The following is a 24,293-nucleotide window of genomic DNA, read 5'->3' as shown; positions in this document are numbered from 1 at the left end:
ATGCCCCATATTGATTTTGACGCGATTCCGGGCAGCATCCGCGTGCCTGGGCAGTATATTGAATTTAACACCCGCAATGCCGTGCAAGGTTTGCCGCAAAATCCGCAAAAGGTATTGATGGTTGCACCTATGCTGACCGCGGGCATACAGCCCGCCTTAGAGCCGGTGCAACTATTTAGCGATGCCGAGGCGGCCGATTTGTTCGGACAAGGATCGCTGGCGCATTTGATGGTGCGCCAAGCATTTGCCAACAACCCTTATTTGGATTTGACCGTTATCGGTATTGCCGACCACAGCGCAGGCGTGCAGGCAACCGCAACCGTTACCCTTTCCGGCACGGCCACCGCGCCGGGCGTGGTGGAAATCACGATTGGCGGCAAGCAGGTAAGCACGGCCGTTAACACCGGCGAGACCGCCGCCACAGTGGCAGACCGTCTGAAAACCGCCATCACTGCCGCCGATGTAACCGTTACCGCATCCGGCAGCGGCGCAGCCGTTACGCTGACGGCCAAACACAAAGGCGAGATCGGCAACGAGAACGGCTTAACCGTGAGCACCGGCAATACCGGCCTGACTTATCAAGCCAATGCCTTTACCGGCGGTGCCAAAAATGCGGACATTGCCACGGCCTTGTCCAAAGTGGCGGGCAAGCATTATCACATTATTTGCAGCCCGTTTAGCGATGACGACAACGCCAAAGCCTTGAGCAACCATATTACCAACGTATCCAACGCCATCGAGCAGCGCGGCTGTATCGGCGTATTGGGTATGAGTGCGACCTTGAGCACGGCCACCACCGCTACCGGCAAAATCAACGACGGCCGCATTACCTGTGCTTGGTACAAAGGTGCGGTAGAGCCAAACGGCATCATCGCCGCAGGTTATGCGGCGGTGTTGGCCTTTGAAGAAGACCCTGCCAAGCCGCTGAACACGCTGGAAATCAAAGGGCTGGCCGTTACACCTGATGCGCAATGGCCGCTGTTTGCAGAATGCAACAATGCGCTGTACAACGGCTTGACCCCGCTCACAGTGGTCAACAACCGCGTGCAGATTATGCGTGCCGTATCCACCTATACCAAGTCGGCCAACAACACCGACGACCCGGCACTACTCGACATTACCACCATCCGCACGCTGGATTATGTGCGCCGCAGCGTTAAAGAGCGCATTGCCCTGCGTTTTCCGCGCGACAAATTGAGCGACCGCCTGCTGCCCAAGGTTAAGAGCGAGATTTTGGACGTGCTGATTAAGCTCGACCAAGCCGAAATCATCGAAAACGCCGAGGCAAACAAAGGCAAGCTGGTGGTGGCGCGTGCGCAAAACGACCCCAACCGTGTTAATGCCATTATCCCCGCCGATGTGGTCAACGGCCTGCACGTCTTTGCCGGGCGCATTGATTTGATTTTGTAACCCTTTTCAGACGGCGTTTAAAACAGGTTTAAAGGCCGTCTGAAACCTTAAAAAAGGATAAAACATGAGCGATGCAACTTATGCCGGCGCGGTGATTATGGAGGTGAACGGCCGCGACGTTGAGATTATCAGCATCAAGCCGCAAACCACTACAGGCCGCAAGCCGGTCAAAACGATGAACCGCGACGGCCGAGTCAACGGTTATTGTGAAGGCGTAACCGAACACAAATTAAGCGTTACCGCCGCCATTCCCATCGACGGTACGGAAATCGACTGGGACAATATCACCAAGGCGAAAATCACGATTTACCCCATCAACGACGAAGGTCGCCGCACTTCCTACCTCGACTGCTTTACCGTCGATACCAGCGAGCAATATGAAGTCGATAACGAGGCACGCATCGACATTGAGATGATTGCTTTGCACAAAATCAAGGAGTAATGCGTGATTACCGTCAAACTGACCCACGGGCTGACCTACAATGGCAAAGTCGTATCTGAATTACGCCTCAAGCCACTGACCGTCGGCGGCGAACTGGCGGCGTTCGCCCTGATTGATGACTTGCCCGAGCTGCCCGAAAACGCCAAAAAAGCCGAACTGCTGCAACGCGACGTCCTAGAGATGCTGACCTACTGGTCGCAGCAGATTGAAGCCCAAGGTATCCCATCCGACATCCTGACGGCGCAGTGGCTGATGGAAAACCTCTCTACCGAAGACTACCATACCGTGATGGCGGCTCAGGAGGATTTGCGCCTAAAACCGTCCGCCGCTACGGCGAGCCCCGACGCGCCGTCGGCGGCGGAGCAGTCAAACGCAGCTACCTGACGGCACACAAAAGCTACCGTCAGGCGGTCATCCTGATGGCAAAGGCGGGGATAGGGGCGGACGCAGTGCGCGATATGTGCCACGCCGAGCTGTCGGCATGGTTTGAAGACATCCTGTCGAGCCTGGGCATAAAAACGCCGAAGGAAGAGGGAGTGATTGTGTCGAAGCGGCTGAAAAAGCCGGAGGGAAAATAAAAGGTCATCTGAAACGGTGCTTCTGCCTGTATAGGCAGCGGCGTTTGAGTTTCAGACGACCTTTTTATTTGTTGGGATATATTTGCAATTCTTTATTTCATATAATTATGTATGTTATCTAGATTCTGGGAACGTAAAATGAGATGGATTGCAAGTATTGCCTGTATTTTATTTGTTTTTTGGATTTTTCGAGTTATAGCAATCAGAAAACGGAAGAAATTTGAATTACAGCAAAAGCTCTTGCAGGAAGAAAACGAACGAAAAGAAACAGAACGGCTGGAGAGGTTGATGCTGATTAAGCAAGAGGAAGATAAACGCCTCAATACATTGGAGGGGTTTACTGCTGAGGCTGAACAATGTGAAATCCATGCCTCTAATACCGCTGACGATTACAGAAAAACCTGCCAAACGCAACGACTTTCCATTGACGACAGAAATAGGATGATTTTATGGGAATCTTTGTCGATATGCCTTTCCAGTGGGAATTGGCAAACCATACAGTCCAGAATCGGCGTTATGGATAGGGCTTTGGAAAAAATGAAATATCCCCATATTCCTATCGGTTTGAAAGAATGGAGAATAGTAAAGACGCGATACTATATGGTTTGTATCGAGTATTTGGACTATAAAATCCAAAACTACAAAACTGAAAAAGCAAAACAAAAAAGACGTGATGAGATTTTGGAGGTTATTGAAGAAGCCCGGGCAGATAAAGATGTTTACCACGGGGCATTTGAAGAATTTCTTCTGACCAGGGGTTGAACCCCGTCCCGCCTCCCTCAAACAGCATTTAAACGATAATTGACCTTGAGTTAATACGTTTAAAGGCTGTTTTTTTATGGCAAACGGGAATATGAAACTGTCGCTGGTGTTGACCGGCAAGGACGACGGTGCGCGTCGGCTTCTGGCCGATACGCAGCGGCAGTTGGAGCGGACGGCGAAATCGCGGGCGCAACTGGAGCGGCAGAGCCATGCCTACGCAACGGCGGGCATACGTTCGGAGCGGCAGATACAGCGCGAAATCATGCAGACGCAGGCGGCATTCAACCGTCTGGCGCGCAGCGGCAAGGCGTCGCAAAACGATTTGGCGCGGGCGGCGGTTGTCACACGCAACCGTATCCGCGAGCTGAACGCGGAATTGAAACAGGGTGCGGGGTTTGCGGACAGGATGGGCAAAATCGGACGGGCGGGCGCGGCTGTCGCTGCGGGCGGTGCGGCGGCATATGCGGTTTTAAAACCCGCAATGAATGACCGCAAGCAGCTTGACGAGAACATCAACCGCGTGGCGCGTCAGGCGTTTATTGAGGACGACAGCAAGTCGGCGGCTTGGATTGCCACCGAAGGCGCGCGACAGGTCAAGGACTTGGCACTCGAACTCGTGCAGAAAAACGGCGGCAACCACGACAAAGCCTTGGATGTCATCAGCGGCATGATGACGACGGGTCTCAATTTCGCCCAAACCAAAGAGGAGGCGCAGGCGGCCTATGCCTTTTCGCTCGCATCTGAAATGGAGGGGGCGGAGACTTCGAAGCTGATTAAAGCCTTAAAAGACAATCTGCCCGATACCAATCTGCAACTTGCACTAGAACACGTCTTGCAGTCGGGTTACGACGGTACGTTCGAGACTCAAGACATGGTGCGGGAGCTGCCCGCCCTGTTGCCTGCCGCTCAACAGGCAGGCATGACCGGCATAGGCGGTTTGGACTACCTGCTCTCACTCTTACAATCTGCGGCGAATAAATCGGGCAGTCCTGCCGAAGCGGCGACTAATGTGCAAAATCTTTTGAGTAAAACTCTGTCGCCTGACACGATAGGTCGTCTGAAAAAGATGGCGAACCCGAACGACCCCAAAAAAGGCGTGGACTGGGTAGGCTCGGTATTGAAGGGTAAGGAAAACGGCGAAAACGCGGTGCAGGTGTTGTCCCGCCTTGCCGATGCCATGTTGTCCAGGGACAAGCAGTATCAGGAGTATCAGGCGCGGGCGGCTGCGGGCGACAAGACGGCGGCCGAACAGGCAAATATGATGAAAGCCGCGCTCTTGGCGACACTTCTGCCCGACTTGCAGGCAAAACAAGGTCTGCTGGCAGCGACGGATATGGCGCAAATTCAGGGCTATATGGCAAAACTGGGCGGCGTAACCCTTGAAAACGGCAAAATCGGCAAAATCAACGAGGCGCGGATGATGTCAGCAGCGGCTCAACAGGAGCAGCAGGAATCTCTTGCGACTCTCAAAGAGAGCCTGACGGGGACGCTCGTGGATATGGAGACCGAGTTTAAAAAGCTGGCGGCGGAATACCCGAATGCCACGCTTGCGCTGAGAGCCCTGACTACTGCGGCAACAGTTGCTGCGGGTGCGATTGCCTTGACTAATGGCGGAAAAATCGGCAGCGCGATTAAAGGTGCAGGCGGGAAGCTGTTGGGTTGGGGCAAGGCGGCAGGCGGTGCGGCGGCTGCGGGTGCGACAACGGCAGGCGGTAAGTTGCTGTCATGGGGAAAATCTGCCGGTAGCGGGCTCATGAATAATCCAGCGTTAGTTAAACGGGCGGGTTTGTTAGGTATGTTGCTGTATTCCGAGTCTTTGGGTGACGGCACATTGCCAAAGGGTTTGCGTGGTACCAAGACAACTCCTGAAATGATTAATCGTCTGAAAAACAACGGTATCCGATTTGAACCTGCGCCGAAGCGGGAACAGGCGCGGGGTGGTGTCCCTCAGTATTTGGCTGCTCCGTCAGCGCAGCCTACCGATAAGATGTTGTCTCCGTTGTTTTCAACTCAGACGGCGGCGTATCAGGCAGCCATTCAGCAGCAGACGGCGGCGTATCAGGCAGCATTAGCGCAGGATACGGCTGCAGTTACAACAGGTTTGGCACAAGTGCAAAGTGCGATGGCGTCGGCAAGTCAGACCATCAATACCAATGTGAGCCTGAATATCGACGGACGTGTTATCGCGAATGAGATATCGCGGTATCAAGTGGCCATGTTCGGCCGTGGAGCGGGTCAATAATGAGCGGATGGCATACCTTATTGCAGGACGCATCTTACAAGGGCGTCGGCTTTGATATTGAGGCGGTGGACGAGAGCAACGGCAAGGCATTGGCCGAGCATGCGCGGCCGTTTGTGCAGGGTATCGACCTTGAAGACATGGGCACAACCGGGCGGCAGGTGCAGATTAATGCGGTGTTTTGGGGCAAGGGCTATGCAGGCCGTCTGAAAAAGCTGCTGGATGCGCTGGAGCAGCCGGGCGGCGGCGTGCTGGTGCACCCTGTTTGGGGGCGGATGCACAACATGATTGCGGCATCATGGAGCTACCGACATGAGGCCGATTATGTGGATTATGCGGGCATCGATATTACTTTCCGCGAGGCGGCCGAAGCGCAGGAAATCTTTGTTTTTGAAAACGCCTTTTTGGTCGAGCTTGAGGCGTTGATTGCTGATATCGACACCTACCGCGAGGCGGCTATCGGCTTTGTTGATGCGGTGTTGGCGGTGGATGCGGGCGTATCGGCTTTATGGGGCAGCGCGCTGGGCATTTGGAGTGCGGCATCGGGTACGTTTGGCGCGGTGCGCCGTTTGTTTGATTTGGACAAAATTGCCTTTCCCGATCGGGGCGGATACAGCGCAGCGGCGTTTAAAAGCGGCTCGGCCAAGCTGTTTGCCGATATGGCGGTCATGGTAGATACCGGCATACGCCGTGAGGCGGGTTTGGCCGATAATGCCATGCACCATGCCGGTTGGTCGCCGCGGCAGCGGTTTGACGGGGCTGCGGCTGTTGCCGACCGTGCCGCCGCTATCCCTGATAATTTGCTGACCGGCCGTTTTTCAGACGGCCTGCAAAGCCGCTTGAACCGTTTAACCGCCAAACAAGTGCAGCCGGTAGCGCAGGCGGTGCGCCTGTTATCCACGGCATCGCTGTTGTCGGTGGCAACGGCATTAATCGAGGCGCACGGCGAAGAGATGACCGCGCCTGATTTGATTGAGGTTAACCGCGCCATGCGCCGCCGTATGCAGGCCGAGATTGCCGCCTTGCGGGCGGTGCAGACGGCTGCTGCCGGGTCGGGCACTCTGACGGCCAACGCCGTGTATACCGAGGCTTACCAAACGGCAGAATCCCTGCGCGCGGCGGCAGGCCGTCTGAATGCGTTGGTTGCGGCGGCCATCAATCAAAAGCCGCCGCTGATTGTGCGCCAAGCCCCAATCGACGGCACGATACACCAAATCGCCCACGAGTTTTACGGCGATATCAGCCGCGCAGCAGAGCTGGTGCGGCTCAATCCCCATATCCACCACCCCGCGTTTATCAAGCGCGGCACTTTGGTAAATAGCTATGCAAAATAATTCATACGGTTATGCCGTGTCGGTGCGTGTTGGCGGTAAAGAGCACCGCCACTGGGAGCGCTACGACATCGACAGCGACTTTTTAATCCCCGCCGACAGCTTCGATTTTTCTATCGGCAGGTCGGGGCCGGAGGCGGACATACCCGATTTAAGCGGAGAGAGCTGCGAGGTAGTGATAGACGGCCAAACCGTGATGACGGGCATCATCGGCAGCCAGCGCCACGGCAAAAGCAAGGGCAGCCGCGAGTTGAACTTGAGCGGGCGTGATTTAGCCGGTTTTTTGGTCGACTGCTCCGCGCCGCAGCTCAATGTAAAGGGCATGACGGTATTGGATGCAGCCAAAAAGCTGGCCGCGCCGTGGCCGCAGATTAAAGCGGTGGTGCTTAAGGCCGAAAACAACCCCGCTTTGGACAAAATCGACATCGAGCCGGGCGAAACCGTATGGCAGGCATTAACCCATATTGCCAACTCGGTCGGGCTGCATCCGTGGCTGGAGCCGGACGGCACGTTGGTGGTGGGCGGGGCGGATTACAGCAGCCCGCCGGTGGCGACATTGTGCTGGAGCCGCACCGACAACCGCCGCAATATCGAGCGCATGGACATTGAGTGGGATACCGACAACCGCTTTTCCGAGGTTACTTTTTTGGCGCAATCGCACGGCCGCAGCGGCGACAGCGCCAAACACGATTTAAAGTGGGTGTACAAAGACCCGACCATGACGCTGCACCGCCCCAAAACGGTGGTGGTGTCCGATGCCGACAATTTGGCCGCATTGCAAAAGCAGGCTAAAAAGCAGCTGGCCGACTGGCGGCTGGAGGGATTCACGCTCACGATAACCGTGGGCGGCCATAAAACCCGCGACGGCGTATTGTGGCAACCTGGCCAGCGTGTACATGTGATCGACGACGAGCACGGTATCGATGCGGTGTTTTTTCTGATGGGGCGGCGGTTTATGCTATCCCGCATGGATGGCACGCAAACCGAGCTGCGGCTCAAAGAGGACGGTATTTGGACACCCGACGCTTACCCCAAAAAGGCCGAGGCGGCGCGCAAGCGCAAAGGCAAACGCAAAGGCGTGAGCCATAAGGGCAAAAAAGGCGGCAAAAAAGGCGGCAAAAAACAAGCAGAAACGGCGGTATTTGAATGAGTTTGAGTAAATTGGCGAAAAAAACGGCACAAACTGCTAAAAATATCGGCGAGACCCTGCGCGCGGCCTTTCGGGGAAAAATCACGCTGGTGGTGTCGTCCGAGCCGATACAGCGCGTGCAGTTGAGCGGCTTGGCCGACGAAACCCTGCAAGACCTTGAACATTTTCAGGAATACGGTTTTGCCAGCCATCCGCCCGACGGCAGCGAAGCGGTAGTGATACCGCTGGGCGGCAATACTTCGCACGGTGTGATTGTGTGCAGCCAGCACGGCAGCTACCGCATCAAAAACCTTAAGCCCGGCGAGACGGCGATTTTTAATCATGAGGGTGCAAAAATCGTGATTAAGCAAGGCAAAATCATTGAGGCCGATTGCGACGTGTACCGAGTTAACTGCAAACAATACGAGGTTAATGCGGCCACGGATGCCAAATTTAACGCTCCGTTGGTGGAGACCAGTGCAGTGTTGACGGCGCAAGGCCAAATCAACGGCAACGGCGGCATGGCCGTCGAGGGCGGCGACGGAGCCACCTTTAGCGGCGATGTTAACCAAACGGGCGGCAGCTTTAACACCGACGGCGACGTGGTGGCCGGCAATATATCGTTGCGCCAGCATCCGCATACCGACAGCATCGGCGGCAAAACCTCATCGGCGGAACCGGCATAGACAAGTAGACCTTTGGCAGCCTTCGGGCTGCTTTTTTTGTGCGTGCGGGATTGAAGCCCGTGTACTCCGTGAGGCCGTCTGAAAACGGCAAAATGCCAACATGGACAAAGAGCTAAACCCCGGCACCGGCGACTATACCGGCCGCACCGTCGATACGCTGCAAAATGCCGTGTATATCCGCTTGATGACACCGTTGGGCAGCTGGTGGGCGGATAAAACGCTCGGCTCGCTGCTGCATTTGTTGCAGCGCGAAAAAGACCTGCAACGGGTCAGCCTGTTGGCCGAGCAATATGCCGATGAGGCACTGCAACCGATTGTTAAGAGCGGACGTGCCGACAAGATTACCGTGCGCGCAGAGCAGCCGCACGACGGCCGCCTGATCCTGCGTATCCGGGTGGATACGGCGGCGGGCGGGTTTGATTACCGCCACGAAGTGCCCTTGATTTAAAGAGGTTTTAAACGTGTTTGAAACGCCGACATTTGAGCAAATCCGCGAGCGTATCCTGCGCGATACCAAAAGCCTGTGGCCGGATGCCGATATCAGCCCCGACAGCGACCATTATGTGCACGCCAGCCGTTTGGCCAGCTGCGCCGAAGGGCAATATGCGCATCAAAGCTGGATTGTGCGGCAGATTTTCCCTGATACCGCCGACCGCGAGTATTTGGAGCGGCATGCCTCCATGCGCGGCTTGCGCCGCCGCAATCCTACCACGGCCAGCGGCACGCTGACCGTAAGCGGTATTGCGCAATCCATGCTTTCAGACGGCCTGCAAGTGCGTATCGGCCAGCGTTTTTACCGCACTACCGCCCGCGCCGTTATCGGCAGCGGCGGCACGGCGGAAATACCGGCAATCGCCGACGAGCCGGGCGCGGCCGCCAATGTGCGCGACGGCGAGGCGCAACTGATGGCTGCCCCCGCCGGTGTGGCCACCGAATGCCGCCTTACCGTACAAGGCGGAACCGACCAAGAAAGCGATGCCTCACTGCTGGCGCGTCTGTTGGAAATCATCCGCCGACCGCCCGCAGGCGGCAACCGTTACGACTATAAAAACTGGGCGTTGAGTGTTGACGGCGTAACCAGCGCATATGTTTATCCGCTGCGCCGCGGCTTGGGTACGGTGGATATTGCCATTACCTCCGCCGACGGTGTGCCGTCGGAAGAAACCTTGCGCCGCGTACAGGCTTATATCGACGAGATGCGCCCGGTAACGGCAAAAAATGCGCTGGTACTCAAGCCAACCGTAACGGCGGTGCCTGTTAGCGTGCAAGTCAAGCTCGACGGCATCGACTTGGACGAGGCCAAGCGCCGCATACGGACGGCCCTAAAAGAATATTTCGACACCCTGATCCCCGGCGACGGCCTGACTGTGTCGCAAATCGAGGCGGCTATCAGCAATGTGGATGGTGTGATCGACCGCCGTCTGACTGCGCCGACGGCCAACCGTGCCGCCGATATGGTTAACCGCATCGAGTGGTTTAAAGCGGGCGCGATTAATGTGACGGAGATGCCGTCATGAGCTATCAAGACATCTTGCGGGGCCTGTTGCCCCCCGTGTCGTATGCCCGCAATGCCCCGCGTGTGCGGGCGCAGGCAGAAATAGACGGCGCAGCGCTGGATGCGGTGGCGGAATCGGCTCAAAGCGTTGCCGATGCCGTCGACCCGCGCAGCGCCGGCCAAATGCTGGCCGATTGGGAGCGCGTATTAGGTTTGGACGGTACGGGCAAAAACCGCCAGCGCCGTGTATTGGCCGTCATGGCCAAGCTAAACGAAACAGGCGGCTTGAGTATTCCTTATTTTGTGCGTTTGGCCGAGGCGGCGGGCTATCAAATCCAAATCGACGAACCGCAGCCGTTCCGCGCCGGTGTCAACCGTGCGGGCGACCGTCTTGCGCCGCAGGAAATCATGTGGGTGTGGCACGTTAACGTGCGCGGCGGCAACAACCGCATTACCCGATTCCGCGCCGGTATCTCGGCGGCGGGCGACAGGTTGACCGATTACGGCGATGCCGTGATTGAGACCGTTATCCAAGATTTAAAACCCGCACATACCGCAGTGCGATTTACTTATGAGGCATAGACAATGCACGCTATCGATACCCCCGATAAACAATTTAAAGACGGCAACGGTACCAGCGAGCTGGGCACCATCCTGCCCGCATGGTGGCTCAATCAGATTCAGGCCGAGCTGTTGGCCGTGCTGACCGCTGCCGGTATCCAGCCCGATAAGGCTAAAACCAACCAGCTTGCGGATGCAATCAAACAGATATTCAGCGGCGCAGTGGTAAACAACCTGACATCCGCCGATGCCGATAAGCCTTTGTCGGCGGCAATGGGTAAAAAATTAGCCGAACAAAGCGTTACCTACCAAAGCTGGGTAACGGAGCAAATCGGTGCATTGTCGATTGACAGTGATTTGGCCACCCGTGATTTAAACACAGTTACCAAAGCAGGTTTGTATGGTCAAACTAGCAGCAGCAACGCCCAAACCCGCCGAAATTATCCTGTGGTCAAAGCAGGGTCGCTGCTGGTAATGCCGTCGGCCTATGGCGTGCAGCAGATTTACTCCGTGTTTGATGGTACCGACATCTACGCCCGCAACCAAACCGGCAGCGGGTGGACAGGATGGCAAAAAACAAACGTCAGCCCGGGAGAAATGCAGTCAGCCGTTGATACTCTCGAGAGAAAACTTGTCAACGGCAGCCCTGCCGCACTAGATACTATCCGAGAGCTTGCAGCGGCATTAGGCAACGATGCTAATTTTGCGAACAAAGTGTTGCAGCAAATTGCGGGCAAAGCTGATAAGTCAAGTACGCGGGCGGGTTACGGCATTACTGACGCTTCGGAGGTTGCCGTTTTGACAGGTCAGCTTAATCACGGCGGCACAATACCGCTGCCGCCCGGATACCGCGAGGATCAATGTAAGTGGTTAGTGTCAATGGCCGAGGACGACCCCAACTATACCAGCTGGGATATAAGCGAGGGCGGCTTATCAAAACACTACTACTACCGATGCTACACACGCGGCCGCACCGTGATCGCCAAAGTCTATCATGGCAGTAGCGATCAAAATCCCGATAGCAATTACCAAGGATGGGTCCTGGGAAAAGTTAATTACATTTGCATTGGCGTCAAATAACAGGAGTAAAAATGACTTGGCATATTTTTAATTCAGACGGCCATCACGTCGGCACCTGCGACCACGAGCCGAATCACGAGGATTTGGCCGACCGTGGCGAAACCGCCTACTACTACCAACATAACGGGCGAGGCACATTAATCGTCAAAGATGATGCTGTTGCAGTTATCCCGCCTGCACCCAGTCGTTACCACGTTTTGCAAGACGGCGAGTGGGTATTAACGACGGATGCGGCGGCAAAACAGCTTGATGATGTAAAGGCTGCCAAGCTGGCCGAAATCAACCGCGCCGCCCAAGCCTGTATCGACCAAGCGGCAGGACTAAACAGAGTGCCCGATTTTGAGGTCGCAACGTGGACAATCCAAGCCCTAGAGGCAAAGGCATGGCACGCCGATAACGCCGCCGCCACGCCTACGCTGGATGCGATTGCGGACGCTCGGGGTGTGCCGGTAGACGTGCTCAAGCAAAAAGCTTATGAAAAGGCGGTTAAGTTTGAGATGTTGACCGCCCATATAGCCGGTTTGCGACAAGCCGCCGAAGACAAAATCTACGCTGCCAAAACCCCCGAAGATGTTGCCGCCGTGCAATGCGATTTTTGCACCACACCGCCATCACAAACTACAACGACCGAGGTGGTAGATGAGTAATCGCAAGGTGTATTTAGCTCTGTATAAGGGCAAAAAAGAGGGCCGCGGCCTCAAAGTAAGATGGGCGCGGTTTAGAGACTGGCTTGTGCGTACCGTAACCCGCAGCCCCTACAGCCATTGCGAGATAGCCGTAACAGTCCATCCTAAAATACTTTACACATGCTACTCCGCCAGCGCCCGCGATGGCGGCGTGCGCTGCAAAGTGATGGCGCTGCCGGCCGAAAAATGGGATTTAATCCCCTTGCCGGAAAGTTGTACTCAGTCCGCCGTCGGTTTATATGCCCGCACACAAGGCGCACGTTATGACTGGTCGGGCGCAATCGGTACGGTACTCAAAACCCCGCCCAGCAAAGGCCGCTGGTTTTGCAGCGAATGGTGCGCTCAAGCATTCGGCCTTATCAAGCCGTGGCGGTATTCTCCGCAAAAATTAGCGATGGCGGTAAAAGGAGATTGATGCAGATTTAAACAAAGATGATTCGAGGGACGGCGACGTTACGGTGTTACAGCACCGTAACGCCAGCCAAGCAGAGCATACCTGCATTGACTTCTAAGGCCGCCTTGCTTGTACAAGCGGCGGAATTTTAACATAAGCGGAGTAAATGCAAGATGGTTAATTACCGCGAGCTGCGCTGCTCACATTGCCACAAGCTGTTGGCCAAAGGCAGCGGCAGCGTACAAATCAAATGCAGCAGATGCAAAACAATCAATACATTCAGTAAGTAACTATATCAGAATGCCTGCGAGCATCATTTTTTATTGACTATTTCAGAGCGCCAAAAGAGTGCCGGAGAGCAAGTAAATCATGATGCAAAAATACTACTCAAAGGCACCGCTTCCATTTGCAGGGCAAAAGCGCAATTTCATTAGGCACTATCTCAACGTGCTGGACAATATACCCAGCAACGGCCAAGGTTGGACGATTGTCGATGTATTCGGAGGCAGCGGTTTACTGGCTCATGTAGCCAAGCGCGTCAAGCCCGCCGCCCGTGTCATCTATAACGATTACGACCACTACGCCGCCCGAGTAAAAGTCATCCCCGATATTAACCGCCTGCGCCGCCTGATTGCGCAACATCTTGATGGCTTCGGCAAAAACCAACGCATACCCGATGATCTTAAGCGGGTCATTATCCAAGATATAGAGCGCTTCGACGGTTCCAAATGCCATGTGGTCGTTTCGTCTTGGTTCCTGTTCAGCGGCCGCCAAGCCTCAAGCTGGCAGCAACTATATAAGGCCGAGTGGTATTACAAATTACCGTTGTCTGATTACCCTGTGGCCGACGATTACTTAGACGGCTTGGAGATAACGCGGCAGTCTTATATAGACCTAATCCCGCAATTTTCAGACAACCCGCAGGCGCTACTTGTGCTCGACCCGCCGTATTTATCTACCACGCAAGCCGCCTACGCACAAGCCAACCGCTTCGGCTTGGTGGACTATCTCAAGCTGGTAAGCCTAACCCGCCCGCCGTACCTGTTTTTCAGTTCCACCCGCTCCGAGTTTATCGACTACATCAACACAATCGTATCAATGCGGCTGGATAACTGGCAGACATTCGACCAAGCCACACGCCTAACCGTGCAGGCCAAATTAAGCAAGGATGTCTCGTATGAGGACAACTTGGTGTACAAGTTTTAAATAAGATTAAACCCCGCTTAAATAACCTTTAAACGGGGTTCCTTTAGTGCAAAAGCTGTTAAGATTGCCTAATGCGACGCGGTGCAAAAGCTGGTGATTTATTGTGCAAAAGCCGCCGCCGCTTTACATGAGCCGTTAAAGGTTTTGCAAACGCTCGACAGAAGGTGCGTAGTAGTAAGCACCTGATACGGCTTTAGACAAATGTTTCAACAGCAAGTCGGTTTTGCCGTCTGCATCGCCGAACATATTGAGCAGTTGAACTTCAATATTGTGCAGCGTGTTGCAATAGGATGTGAACATCAAACCATGTTCGCCACTGAGTTTGCCGAAGGGCAGGCTGCGGCGGACAATTTTCAAGCCAACGCCGTTTTCTTTGACATTGACACGGCCGAGATGGGAGTCGGGCAGGCGCACGTCTTTGCTGAATTCGTCATTGGTTTCTTTGCTGCGGCCCACGCTGGCTTCTTGTTCGACAGTAGAAACGGCATCCCATTTTTTCAAATCGTGCAGGTATTTTTGCAGCAAAACATAGCTGCCGCCGGCATCCGGCTTGCCTTCGGGAATGATGGCAACATTGCGTACATTGTCATCGCCCTGCGGATTTTCCGTACCATCGACAAAACCGTCCAAGCCGCGGTCTTCATACAGGCGCAGGCCGTGTTCTTCAGTGGCTACGCGAATGCTGTCGCCGAATGCGCCTAAAACAGATTGGGCCAAGGCATAGGCGGCTTTTTGCTCGGTGGCTTGAATGTGGATATAGAGGTCGTGTTGGGTGGAAGGGGCAAGGCCGTTTCCCAATTCAGGGAAAGGTTTGATTTCGCTGCCTTCGTCAGTATGGCCGAACGATTGCCATGCGCGGCTGCCGAAGGCAATGGTCAAACCCAAAATATCATTCGGAAAACGGGTTTTTAATTTGGCCAGTGCCTCCAAAGAAAGACGGCAGGCAGATTTGATGTCTTCGTTGCGGCCGTCTGAAATGTCTGCTTCGATAAAAATACCGGCTTGTGCGTGATCAGGAATAATGGCTGATTGGGGATGGCTCATGATGATTCCTTTCAAAATATTATGGGTTTTTACGCGTGGGATTATACACTGAAAGTTTCAGACGGCCTAAAATCTTCCTTTTGATTTTTTAGTGCGGAAAGGCATGTTTGGCAAGATGTTTTTTGTGAGCGTCATTCTGTTGCAAGTGTTTACATTCGGGCTCGGGCGCTCGCTGCAATGGATGTTTGCGCCTTGGATTGGCAAAATCGGCAGACGTTGGCTGATGGGTATTTCCTATTTCATTACAAACGGCTTGTTGGTCGGCTTGCTGCTGGAGTTGGGACATATAATGTTCCGCATGGTGGCGTTTTGGATGGTAATCTTGCTGTTTGTGATGTATGCCGCGCTAGCGACATTTATCCTATATCTTTTGCTGCGCCGTTTTATGGCGCGCCAACCGCTGTCACGAAGCCTGCGGCTGTTTGCGCCTTTGTTTGTGGCCGGTTTGCTCGGTTTTGGGATGTATAACGCCTATACGCCCGTTGTCCGCCATCAAACCGTATTCATCAATAAGAAAATGGATAAGCCGCTGCGTATCGGCGTAGCCAGCGATTTGCACTTGGGGATTTTGTTCGGCGCACGTCAATTGGACAAGCTGGCGGACATCATGAAGCAGGAACAAGTCGATATGGTGTTGCTGCCGGGCGATTTGATGGACGATACCGTCGATGCCTACCTTAAAGAAAACATGAAACCGCATTTGCAGAAGCTGACTGCGCCGATGGGCGTTTATGCCACTTTGGGCAATCATGACTGGTTCCGTGATCAGAAGCGTATCAAGCATGAATTGGAAGCCGCAGGTTTGACGGTTTTGGCCAATCAGGTTTTGGAAGTGAATGGTGTGTTGCTGGTAGGGCGGAGCGATGATTTGGATCGCAAGCGTCCCAGCGCGGAGCAGCTTTTGGAAGGTCAAAATACCCAATTACCGGTTTTATTGATGGACCATCGTCCTACTTCAATCGAAGCCCATGCCCGTCTGCCGATTGATGTGCAAGTTTCCGGCCATGTTCACAACGGCCAAGTTGCACCTGCCAACCTTATTGTCCGTACGCTTTATCGTCTTGCTTACGGTTATGAGGCGATCGGCAACGGCCATTTCTTCACCACTTCGGGCTACGGCTTCTGGGGCATTCCCCTTCGTTTGGGTTCGCAATCAGAAGTGTGGGTTATCGACATCAAGTCAAGGCATTGAAATAGAAATATAAACTTCAGGCCGTCTGAATTTCAGACGGCCTTTTTTATAAAAACTGGGAAAAAATATTGGAATTGGATTATAATCAATGTAAAAAATCAGCCACCGATATGAGTGGCATCATAACTAGGGAACTCACTATGGGCATTATTAGTCTTGCACTTATCTTCGTATCAATCGCTGCCGTCTTATTGTATTTCAAACAACAGTTGAAAGACCGCAAAAAAGACTGTCGCGAATCCTTTGTCTCTTTGCGCATTGCGCTCGACTGCCGACATCAGGCTGTCCGTCATGTATTGGATGCATACAGCAAACATCTGCAAGAGCAGGGCATTGCATCGGATCCAAACGTTCAGCAGATGTGTGCTGAAGTCGAAACCGCATTGGCGCAAACTGCCAAAACCTTTTCCGAATCCAAAATCAAACATCTGTGCGAAGCCGAAACAGCATTGAATCACGCGCTGAAAAAATTGCAAATTGCCGTCAACGGCCTTTTGAAACAGTATCCTGATGAGAAATTGGCCGGTTTGATGAAAATGCTGGATGCTGCAGAAGCGGAAGTCACATCGGCACGCCGCACTTACAACCGCAGAGCCGGAAGCTACAACCATCATTTGAACAAATTGCCCAACCGCCTTGTTGCCAAGCCATTAGGCTTTGATAAGCAGGCAAGATTGGTTCGTTTTACGGAAAACCAAACGCAACGAATGAGCAGCAATATGTTGGCTTAAAAATTAAGCAGTTTGCTGAATAAGCGATAAACAAAAGGCCGTCTGAAATATTAATTTCAGACGGCCTTTTGTGTGCTGTTAATGAAAAATACTTAGGTTTTTGCCAATTTATTGGGCAAAGCGGATCAGGCTGTCGGCAAGCTTATCGGCTGCAGTTTCATAACCTTGTGCAGAGAAGTGAACGCCGTCTTTGGCTGCCAAGCCTTGAGCCATCCAGTTTTTCATGCTACATGCTCCGCCCATTGCATCCTGCCAAGACCAGAACATGATTTTTTCATCACGGGCAACACGTTGCTGCATTTGTTGTATTTCGCTGAGCAAGACAGGTCGGTTGCCGCAGCTGCCGTAGGCGGTTTTCAAAGATTCCGGAGCGCCGAGGATCAGGATACCTGCGTTGGGCAGGGTGTTTTTGATTTGACGGATGTAATTGCGCCATGTCTGCTCGGTAGAGGAAATATCGAGATTGCCGGAAAAGGCTTCATTGGTACCGTAGGCAAGGATGATTAAATCGGCTTTGGTTTGTGCCAAATCTTCCCACATGCCCGGCCGCCATTTTGACCATTGGGATAACTGCGCGCCGTTGATGCCCATAGCGGAAACGGTTATGCCGCGTCCGGGGCGTTCGATATTAATGAAGCCGATTTGCCAAGGCATGCTGCTGCTGAGGGTCATCGGCAAGGAGGCATTGGTACGCAGCAGTTGCCAACCGTTTTGTGTGGCAGGGATTTCGCGTCCGTTGACGGTCAGGGTTTGCTCGGACCAAACGGGCTTGCCGAAAATGGAGATTTGTTGCATATCCATACTGCCGTCGGCTGCGCTTAAGGTAACGCTACCGCCATCGGCGCGTGCTTCAATTCCTCCGAAAGAAAAATCGCTGTGTGATTTGCGGCTGCTGATGGTGTTCCAACCGCTGCCGTTGTAACGGACGGTTGCCATGCGTTGGCCTTTGACAGTATTGGGGTAAACCCAACCAATGCCGCCGTTGCCCCATTGTTGTTGCAAACGGCGACGCAGGCGGTCGGTGAAATAGTCGCCGGCGGTGTGGGAGTCGCCGACTTGGATAATGCGGAATTTGCCGTCTGAAGTATGGTTAAGCTGTTGCAGTTTGTTTAGCCAGGCAGGGCGGTTAGAGCCGTAGTTGCTTAACAGGCCGTCATTGGTTGCGCAGGCGGTAATAGGGAGTGCGAGAAGCGTGAGGAGTAAGGTTTTATTAAATTTCATGGTTGTGTATCGTGTGTAAAATTAATTTTTTCCATAATTTTTCCGGCCAGTAATTTTTGGCCTTCTGCGGAAAAGTGAATGCCGTCCTTGCTGCGGTAACGGATGATTTTTCCATCTACTTTGACAGAGTCGGCATATTCTTCTGCGCCATTGCTCAACAGTTTGTCGGTCGGCAGCCAAATGGCTTGAGGCGACACCGTACCCGACAGGATTTTGTCGAGGTAGCGCATCTGTTCGTTGAGCTTGGCTTTTTTCATGTAAGGAATGCCCAGCCAAATGACTTGGACATCATGTGCGGAGGCTGCATCAAGAATACGGCGGACGCGGTTGAGGTATTCTGCCTCCCATTCGGGGGAGGCGAATTTCAGGTATTTTTTACCCATTGGGAAATCCCAAGGGTCGTTAGGGCCTAAGAATACAACTAAAACGCGGATGTCGGGTTCTTTTTGCAAAGTTTGTTCGATGGTTTTCGGCCAGTCGAAGAAATTGGGGTAGGATAAACCGGTACTTTGTTTACTAAGGTTGACCGATTGTACGCCATATTCTTGCTTGAGGTGTTTTTGTACGAAAGGTGCAACGCCCTGCATCAGCGAGTCGCCGGCAAATAAAACTTTATTACCTTTTTTCAACACGACCTGTGTTGCCGACTGATCAACCTGATTGCTTGGCTCGCTGGCGGCGGTATCCGTATTGTTAGCCGCATCGGAAGCAGCAGAGCCTTTTTGATTGTCTGATACTTTAATGTTTTCCGTATTTTCAGACGGCCTTGCTGTTTCAATGCCAGAGTCTTCCGAGGCCAAAGCGTCTTCTGTTTCCAGTGAAGCTTTCAGGCCGTCTGAAAATTCGTAGGCTTTTTGTTGCCAATCTGCACCGATACGCCACCAAGCGTATTCGGATAAAGGCTCAAGCGGACTGCTTTCATGATAGGTCTGCTGCCAATAGGCATTGATGGAGTTTTGGGAAAACCACGTCAGCGCAACCGCACTGAGCAGAATCGAAACAAACAGGGAGATAAAGCGTTTCATGTTCTGCTCCTTAGAAGTTGGCGTAAATAAAGCCGGGAATGCCGGACGGGGCGAAGATGATAATCAGGGTGAGGATAAGCGTGATGGGGATAAACCACAGCCATGCAGGCAGTTTGTCCAAGCCTTTTACCGATGCTTCAAATAAGCGAAGTAAATACGGGTACAGCAAAAGCATCATCGCAAATGTACCCAGCAACATGAGGTCGGTCGGCAGAGGCGTGTTCCAACCTTTGTCATTGGCAAATAATGCACTGAACAGCATTTCCGTATCGGCAAGCGTTGCGCTGTTGAACACAACAAAAGCGAAACAAACGAAATGGAAGGTAAACAGCCAGGCAAGCGGTTTGCCGATTTTCAGACGGCCTAAGGCATTGCGGCCGACGATTTTATCGCCGCAGTTAAGGAACACCAAAGCCGAACCGTGCAGCGCGCCCCAAATCAAAAAGCTCCAGCCGTAGCCATGCCAAATGCCGGAAAGTAACATGGCAATCATCAGATTGAGCTGGGTGCGTCCGAAGCCTTTTTTGCTGCCGCCCAAAGGGATATAGATATAGTCGCGGATCCAAGTGGACAGGCTGATGTGCCATCTGTCCCAGAAGTCGCGGATGTTGATGGCGCGAAGCGGTGCGGCAAAGTTTTTCGGTAGCTGGAAGCCGAGCAGCATGGCCAAGCCGATGACCAAATCCGAGTAGCCGGAAAAGTCGAAAAAGAGTTGGAAGGTGTAGCCATAAATTGCAGACAACACGCCCCAGCCGTCGAACTGGGCCGGATTTTCAAAAACAGGCGATACCCAGCCTTCCGCCAATACGCCGGCAAGCCACCACTTTTTGGCAATGCCCAATACAATCAGGCCGACCGCTAACGCCGGATAAATCAGCTGGCGCGCCTGTTTGGTGCGGATTTGCGCCAATGCGCCCGCTTGTTCGCCGTCTATACTTTTAAAAGCGGCCGCACGGATAATCGGACCGGATGTGATGGTGGGGAAGAAGCTCAGATGAAGCAGGAGCTCGTGCCATTCAAAACGGTCTCCCTTAGGCTCACGGTAGCAATACACCAAGTAAGCCAGCGATTGGAAAGTGTAATAAGACAAGCCCAAAGGCAAAAGGATGTCGATGACGGCGCTTTGCCCCGTATATTGCTGAATAATCGGGCGGAAAAAGTCGAAATATTTGAAGAAACACAAAACAGTCAATGCCGCTGAAATACCGCAACCCAGCCAAAATTTGCGGATATTCTCGTTTTCAGAAAACATCAGCACGCTGACCAGGTAAACCACAGACGAGTAAACCAAAATCAGCGCGGCAAAAATAGGGTCGATACGGTAAAGCCAGCCCAGTCCGGCAACCAAAAGTAAAACGTTTTGAACTTGCGGCAAACGTGCAAATGCCCAGTACAGCGGCAAAAATGCGATAAAGAATACCGCAAACTCAATAGACAGCAACGGCATGGCAATTCCTTGATGTGTTTAAACTTTCAAACTTTTCGATTGATTGTTATTTTTTGGCGTTAAGTTTGGCACGGATGACTTCGACTACCGCGGGTAAAATCGAAATCACGATGATTGCCGCCATGACTAAGCCCAGATTGTTTTTGACGACGGGGATGTTGGCGAAGAAGTAGCCTGCATAGGAAAACGACAATACCCACAACACTGCGCCGATAATGTTGTAACGGATAAACGTGCCGTAGTGCATATCGCCCATGCCTGCGACAAATGGCGCAAACGTCCGCACAATCGGCACAAAGCGGGCAATGATGATGGTTTTGCCGCCATGTTTTTCATAAAAAGCATGGGTTTTTTCCAAATACGAACGGCGGAAAATTTTGGAATCCGGGTTGGCAAACAGTTTTTGTCCAAAATACTTGCCAATCATAAAGTTGACCGCATCGCCTAAAATGGCGGCCGCTAAGAGCAGCAATACTATGACGTGGATGTTCATGCCGCCGATGGCCGCAATACCGCCGGCAGCAAACAGCAGCGAGTCGCCGGGCAAAAATGGCGTTACGACCAAACCGGTTTCGCAGAAAATCACAACAAACAAAATCGCGTAAATCCACGGGCCGTATTGGGCGGAGAGGTGGACAAGGTGTTGGTCGATATGGAGGATGAAATCAATAAGGGTAGAAATCACTAAGGTTCCCCAAATAAAAAGGCCGTCTGAAAAAGAACAGACAAATGTTTCGGCGAGAAGTTCGACATTGTAAAACCAAAGCGGAATAAAACCAATGCCGTAAGCGCATCAAGATATGTTTAGAAGTGCAGATATGTTGCAGGTATAGGCTTCAGACGGCCTTTATCCTTGATGGTGGACGGCAAAACAACGTAAAATAAAGCCGATTTCAACCTAACCGGTGCGCCTTTGTGAACCAGCTCATCTTCGATTTTGCCAGCCATGATTATCCCGGCTTCGACAAATTTCTGGGAACAGAAAATGCCGAGCTGGTGTATGTGTTGCAGCACAAACATGGGCAATTTATCTATGTTTGGGGCGAAGAAGGCGCAGGCAAAAGCCATCTCTTGCGGGCGTGGGTTGCACAGGCGCTCGATGCCGGACGAAATGCCCTCTATATTGATGCCGCCGCCACGCCGCTGACAGAAGCTGCGTTGGATGCGGAATATCTTGCCATTGACCAAATCGAAAAACTTAATAATGAAGAACAGGCTTTACTGTTTGCCATCTTCAACCGCTTCCGCAACAGCGGCAAAGGCTTTTTGCTTTTGAGTTCCGAATATACGCCGCAGCAGCTCGTTATCCGAGAAGACCTGCGCACACGCATGGCGTATTGCTTGGTTTACGAAGTCAAACCGCTGACCGACCGGGAAAAAATCGATGCGCTCGTCAGCATGGCGGCCGCCCGTCAGGTAACCATCGACCCGGAAATCTTCGAATACCTGCTGAACCATTGGCGGCGCGATATGGACAGCCTGATGCAGATGCTCGATACCCTCGACAACTACGCCGTTATGATGGGCAAGCGCATTACTTTGCCGCTTTTGCGCCAGCTTTTAAAACAACAGGAAACCCAATGAAAAACCTTGCCATTTTCGACCTCGACAATACTTTGATCAATACCGATTCGGATCACTCCTGGCCGCAATACCTGATTAAAAAAGGCATAGTCGATGCGGCTGAAACCGAGGCTCAAAATGAAAAGTTCTACCAAGATTATCAAAACGGTTGTCTTGATATTGATGCCTTCCTCAAATTCCATCTCGCGCCTTTAGCCCGTTTCAGCAAGGAAGAATTGGCTGAGTTTCATCGTGAGTTTATGGCCGAATATATTGTTCCGCATATTTCACCGATGCAGCGTATGTTGGTGCAAAGCCATCAAATGGCAGGCGACGAAATGTTGGTTATTTCTTCGACCAACGAATTCATCATTACCCCTATCTGTCATCTTTTCGGTATTCACAACATTATCGGCACACAGCTTGAAACCGGCGAAGACGGCCGATATACCGGCAACTATGTCGGTACGCCCAGCCTGAAAGAAGGCAAAATTACCCGATTGAACCAATGGCTTGCCGAGCGCGGCGAGACCTTTGAAAGCTACGGTAAGGTTTATTTTTACAGCGACTCCAAAAACGATTTGCCGTTGCTGCGTATCGTGGACGAACCTGTTGCTGTCAATCCGGATGCCGAGCTGGAAAAAGAAGCCAATGCAAAAGGTTGGCCGATTTTGAATTTCAAATAACGATCAATCAGGCCGTCTGAAATATTTAACCTAACCACAACCCTAATAAGGACTAAAACATGAAAACGACTAAACTCCTCGCCTAAGCCCTGTTGTTTGCCGCTGTATTCGGTACTGCACAAGCAGCCGATACCGAAACTCTGGAAGCCATGAAAGCGCAAAACGGCAGCGTTAAAACCGTTTTGATGGATGTCTTCACAACTCCTGCCGGTAATGTCGACCGCGTGAATATCATTCAATCCAGCGGCAATCCTGAAATGGACGAACGCGCAGTGAAAAGCGTTTCCAAATATCCTTATCCGAAACGCAAAACAGCATCTAAATATCAACACACCGTTACTTTTGAAACTAACGTTGAAGTAATCAACAACTAATTCGAACGCAAGGCCATCTGAAAAACAGAAGGCGTTTTGATTGGGAAATTCCCTGTCAAAACGCCGTTTTATTCTTTAAACAAGTATAACCAAAATTGCCGTAAAACCACACGCTCCGGTGCTATACTGAAACAAATAAACCGCTTCATCACACATCATGTCTCCCCGTCCAGTTACCATTACTTCCTACAATATGCACAAAGGCATGTCTGCGCTCAACCGTAAAGTGCAGGTCAACCGCATGGCTGACGCGCTGGGTGCATTGGGTTCGGACGTTTTGTTTTTACAAGAAGTCCAAGGACAACATCTCAACAGAAGCCGCCGTACCAACTTTCCTGATGCACCGCATTATGACATCATCGGCGACAGCCTCGATTATCATCGCAGCTACGGTAAAAATGCCGTCTATCCTAAACGCCATCACGGCAACGCCATTCTCAGCCGCCTGCCGCTGAAAACGGAAAACAACCTCAACATTAGCGTCAACAAACTCGAACAACGCGGCCTGTTGCATTGCGAAGTCGTGCCTGAAGGCTGGGAAGATCCGCTGGTGTGTTTGTGTGTCCACCTCAACTTGCGCGAGCCGGACCGCCTTAAACAATACCGAGCCATCAGTGACTACGTTGGCCGATATATTCGTCCGGAAAGCCCGTTGATTATCGCCGGCGATTTCAATGACTGGCGGCAGAAATCAGCGCGTGAGCTGGGCAGGGCATTAGATTTGAACGAAGTATTTGTCGATAATACAGGCAAACGCCCCAAAACCTTCCCTTCGCGCCTACCCATCCTCAGCCTCGACCGCATTTACACTCGCAACCTTGATGTCATCGATTCTGAAATCCACAACAGTAAAGACTGGCAGCATTTGTCAGATCATCTGCCATTGAGTGTAACGGTTAGACCTCATCGTAAAATGAATATGAAATCAGATAGAAAAATGTAAGGCTGAAATCTTTGTTAAAGCGCTATTGGTAATGTATCGAAAGAAAAAGTTTTTTCACTCAGATAGTT

General features: G+C 52.4%; 27 protein-coding genes and 1 pseudogene. 23 read left to right on the top strand and 5 right to left on the bottom strand.

Features of this window, described 5'->3' with window-relative positions:
* The 17 genes and pseudogenes from ACTHTA_RS09590 (at nucleotide 1) to ACTHTA_RS09510 (ending at nucleotide 13,999) form a co-directional block, all read left to right on the top strand.
* Entirely contained in the window at nucleotides 1-1,410 is a 1,410-nt protein-coding gene (locus tag ACTHTA_RS09590) for a phage tail sheath subtilisin-like domain-containing protein (RefSeq protein WP_440364328.1), read from the top strand.
* 64 nt (nucleotides 1,411-1,474) lie between these two features.
* The gene (locus ACTHTA_RS09585) at nucleotides 1,475-1,852 is read left to right on the top strand and encodes a phage tail protein (protein ID WP_070749454.1); all 378 of its coding nucleotides are present in this window, start codon (nucleotides 1,475-1,477) and stop codon (nucleotides 1,850-1,852) included.
* Nucleotides 1,853-1,855: 3 nt separating this feature from the next.
* Nucleotides 1,856-2,236, top strand: coding sequence for a hypothetical protein (locus ACTHTA_RS09580; protein WP_070749453.1), 381 nt, complete (start codon nucleotides 1,856-1,858; stop codon nucleotides 2,234-2,236).
* Nucleotides 2,237-2,568: 332 nt separating this feature from the next.
* A complete protein-coding gene (locus ACTHTA_RS09575) occupies nucleotides 2,569-3,192 on the top strand; it encodes a hypothetical protein (RefSeq protein WP_440364323.1) in 624 nt (207 codons plus the stop codon).
* 76 nt (nucleotides 3,193-3,268) lie between these two features.
* Nucleotides 3,269-5,434 (top strand): PRTRC system protein F, encoded by a 2,166-nt coding sequence (locus ACTHTA_RS09570; protein ID WP_440364322.1) that lies wholly within the window; start codon nucleotides 3,269-3,271, stop codon nucleotides 5,432-5,434.
* The gene (locus tag ACTHTA_RS09565; protein ID WP_440364321.1) at nucleotides 5,434-6,765 is read left to right on the top strand and encodes a DNA circularization protein; all 1,332 of its coding nucleotides are present in this window, start codon (nucleotides 5,434-5,436) and stop codon (nucleotides 6,763-6,765) included. The genes ACTHTA_RS09570 and ACTHTA_RS09565 overlap by 1 nt, the downstream gene beginning before the upstream one ends.
* A complete protein-coding gene (locus tag ACTHTA_RS09560) occupies nucleotides 6,755-7,912 on the top strand; it encodes a phage baseplate assembly protein (RefSeq protein WP_440375765.1) in 1,158 nt (385 codons plus the stop codon). The genes ACTHTA_RS09565 and ACTHTA_RS09560 overlap by 11 nt, the downstream gene beginning before the upstream one ends.
* Nucleotides 7,909-8,577: a phage baseplate assembly protein V gene (locus tag ACTHTA_RS09555; RefSeq protein WP_440364319.1), complete on the top strand. Its 669-nt coding sequence runs from the start codon at nucleotides 7,909-7,911 to the stop codon at nucleotides 8,575-8,577. The genes ACTHTA_RS09560 and ACTHTA_RS09555 overlap by 4 nt, the downstream gene beginning before the upstream one ends.
* 100 nt (nucleotides 8,578-8,677) lie before the next feature.
* On the top strand, nucleotides 8,678-9,025 hold the full coding sequence (locus tag ACTHTA_RS09550) for a phage GP46 family protein (RefSeq protein WP_440364318.1): 348 nt from the start codon (nucleotides 8,678-8,680) through the stop codon (nucleotides 9,023-9,025).
* Nucleotides 9,026-9,038: 13 nt separating this feature from the next.
* A complete protein-coding gene (locus ACTHTA_RS09545) occupies nucleotides 9,039-10,094 on the top strand; it encodes a baseplate J/gp47 family protein (RefSeq protein ID WP_440364317.1) in 1,056 nt (351 codons plus the stop codon).
* Entirely contained in the window at nucleotides 10,091-10,654 is a 564-nt protein-coding gene (locus tag ACTHTA_RS09540) for a YmfQ family protein (RefSeq protein WP_440364316.1), read from the top strand. Before ACTHTA_RS09545 ends, ACTHTA_RS09540 begins: the two co-directional genes overlap by 4 nt.
* Before the next feature lie 3 nt (nucleotides 10,655-10,657).
* A pseudogene (locus ACTHTA_RS09535) lies at nucleotides 10,658-10,843 on the top strand (tail fiber protein); the annotation flags it as partial.
* 12 nt (nucleotides 10,844-10,855) lie between these two features.
* Nucleotides 10,856-11,713, top strand: a complete 858-nt coding sequence (locus tag ACTHTA_RS09530; RefSeq protein WP_372510568.1) for a pyocin knob domain-containing protein — start codon at nucleotides 10,856-10,858, stop codon at nucleotides 11,711-11,713.
* A gap of 11 nt (nucleotides 11,714-11,724) precedes the next feature.
* Nucleotides 11,725-12,360, top strand: coding sequence for a hypothetical protein (locus tag ACTHTA_RS09525; RefSeq protein WP_440364315.1), 636 nt, complete (start codon nucleotides 11,725-11,727; stop codon nucleotides 12,358-12,360).
* Nucleotides 12,353-12,814: a hypothetical protein gene (locus ACTHTA_RS09520; RefSeq protein ID WP_440364314.1), complete on the top strand. Its 462-nt coding sequence runs from the start codon at nucleotides 12,353-12,355 to the stop codon at nucleotides 12,812-12,814. Before ACTHTA_RS09525 ends, ACTHTA_RS09520 begins: the two co-directional genes overlap by 8 nt.
* Nucleotides 12,815-12,966: 152 nt before the next feature.
* On the top strand, nucleotides 12,967-13,083 hold the full coding sequence (locus tag ACTHTA_RS09515) for a zinc finger domain-containing protein (protein ID WP_082403005.1): 117 nt from the start codon (nucleotides 12,967-12,969) through the stop codon (nucleotides 13,081-13,083).
* A gap of 157 nt (nucleotides 13,084-13,240) precedes the next feature.
* Nucleotides 13,241-13,999: a hypothetical protein gene (locus ACTHTA_RS09510; protein ID WP_440364313.1), complete on the top strand. Its 759-nt coding sequence runs from the start codon at nucleotides 13,241-13,243 to the stop codon at nucleotides 13,997-13,999.
* 135 nt (nucleotides 14,000-14,134) lie between these two features.
* On the opposite strand, the gene ACTHTA_RS09505 is transcribed toward ACTHTA_RS09510, so the two are convergent.
* Nucleotides 14,135-15,043, bottom strand: coding sequence for a Dyp-type peroxidase (locus ACTHTA_RS09505; RefSeq protein WP_308888335.1), 909 nt, complete (start codon nucleotides 15,041-15,043; stop codon nucleotides 14,135-14,137).
* 103 nt (nucleotides 15,044-15,146) lie between these two features.
* Here ACTHTA_RS09505 and ACTHTA_RS09500 point away from each other — a divergent pair, with 103 nt between their 5' ends.
* Together ACTHTA_RS09500 and ACTHTA_RS09495 are read left to right on the top strand one after the other, a co-directional pair.
* A complete protein-coding gene (locus tag ACTHTA_RS09500; RefSeq protein ID WP_440364312.1) occupies nucleotides 15,147-16,235 on the top strand; it encodes a metallophosphoesterase in 1,089 nt (362 codons plus the stop codon).
* Between the two features lie 110 nt (nucleotides 16,236-16,345).
* The gene (locus ACTHTA_RS09495; protein ID WP_308888337.1) at nucleotides 16,346-16,966 is read left to right on the top strand and encodes a LemA family protein; all 621 of its coding nucleotides are present in this window, start codon (nucleotides 16,346-16,348) and stop codon (nucleotides 16,964-16,966) included.
* Between the two features lie 108 nt (nucleotides 16,967-17,074).
* Here ACTHTA_RS09495 and ACTHTA_RS09490 read toward each other — a convergent pair whose 3' ends face one another.
* Genes ACTHTA_RS09490 through ACTHTA_RS09475 form a run of 4 tightly spaced genes read right to left on the bottom strand, consistent with a single transcriptional unit; the run spans nucleotide 17,075 to nucleotide 21,344 of the window.
* A complete protein-coding gene (locus ACTHTA_RS09490; RefSeq protein WP_049351382.1) occupies nucleotides 17,075-18,187 on the bottom strand; it encodes an SGNH/GDSL hydrolase family protein in 1,113 nt (370 codons plus the stop codon).
* Nucleotides 18,184-19,212, bottom strand: a complete 1,029-nt coding sequence (gene patB / locus ACTHTA_RS09485; RefSeq protein WP_308888338.1) for a peptidoglycan O-acetyltransferase PatB — start codon at nucleotides 19,210-19,212, stop codon at nucleotides 18,184-18,186. The genes ACTHTA_RS09490 and patB overlap by 4 nt, the downstream gene beginning before the upstream one ends.
* A gap of 10 nt (nucleotides 19,213-19,222) precedes the next feature.
* On the bottom strand, nucleotides 19,223-20,659 hold the full coding sequence (locus tag ACTHTA_RS09480) for an MBOAT family O-acyltransferase (protein WP_308888339.1): 1,437 nt from the start codon (nucleotides 20,657-20,659) through the stop codon (nucleotides 19,223-19,225).
* 46 nt (nucleotides 20,660-20,705) lie between these two features.
* Nucleotides 20,706-21,344 carry a DedA family protein gene (locus ACTHTA_RS09475; protein WP_313971170.1) on the bottom strand — a complete coding sequence of 213 codons (639 nt, stop codon included), beginning with the start codon at nucleotides 21,342-21,344 and terminating at the stop codon, nucleotides 20,706-20,708.
* Nucleotides 21,345-21,574: 230 nt separating this feature from the next.
* Here ACTHTA_RS09475 and hda point away from each other — a divergent pair, with 230 nt between their 5' ends.
* The 4 genes from hda to ACTHTA_RS09455 all read left to right on the top strand — a co-directional run bounded on the left by hda (nucleotide 21,575) and on the right by ACTHTA_RS09455 (nucleotide 24,225).
* Nucleotides 21,575-22,243 carry a DnaA regulatory inactivator Hda gene (gene hda / locus ACTHTA_RS09470; protein ID WP_003685303.1) on the top strand — a complete coding sequence of 223 codons (669 nt, stop codon included), beginning with the start codon at nucleotides 21,575-21,577 and terminating at the stop codon, nucleotides 22,241-22,243.
* On the top strand, nucleotides 22,240-22,908 hold the full coding sequence (locus tag ACTHTA_RS09465) for an HAD family hydrolase (RefSeq protein WP_308888341.1): 669 nt from the start codon (nucleotides 22,240-22,242) through the stop codon (nucleotides 22,906-22,908). Before hda ends, ACTHTA_RS09465 begins: the two co-directional genes overlap by 4 nt.
* A 92-nt stretch (nucleotides 22,909-23,000) precedes the next feature.
* Complete coding sequence (locus ACTHTA_RS09460; protein ID WP_224783503.1) at nucleotides 23,001-23,282, top strand: TonB family protein; 282 nt, start codon at nucleotides 23,001-23,003, stop codon at nucleotides 23,280-23,282.
* A gap of 157 nt (nucleotides 23,283-23,439) precedes the next feature.
* Nucleotides 23,440-24,225, top strand: a complete 786-nt coding sequence (locus tag ACTHTA_RS09455) for an endonuclease/exonuclease/phosphatase family protein (RefSeq protein ID WP_070632791.1) — start codon at nucleotides 23,440-23,442, stop codon at nucleotides 24,223-24,225.
* Nucleotides 24,226-24,293 lie beyond the last annotated feature (68 nt).

Source organism: Neisseria sp. P0013.S005, from assembly GCF_051958425.1.
GTDB lineage: Bacteria > Pseudomonadota > Gammaproteobacteria > Burkholderiales > Neisseriaceae > Neisseria > Neisseria subflava.
Note: the sequence above shows the minus strand (reverse complement) of the source record. Positions and strands in the feature narration are given on the sequence as shown.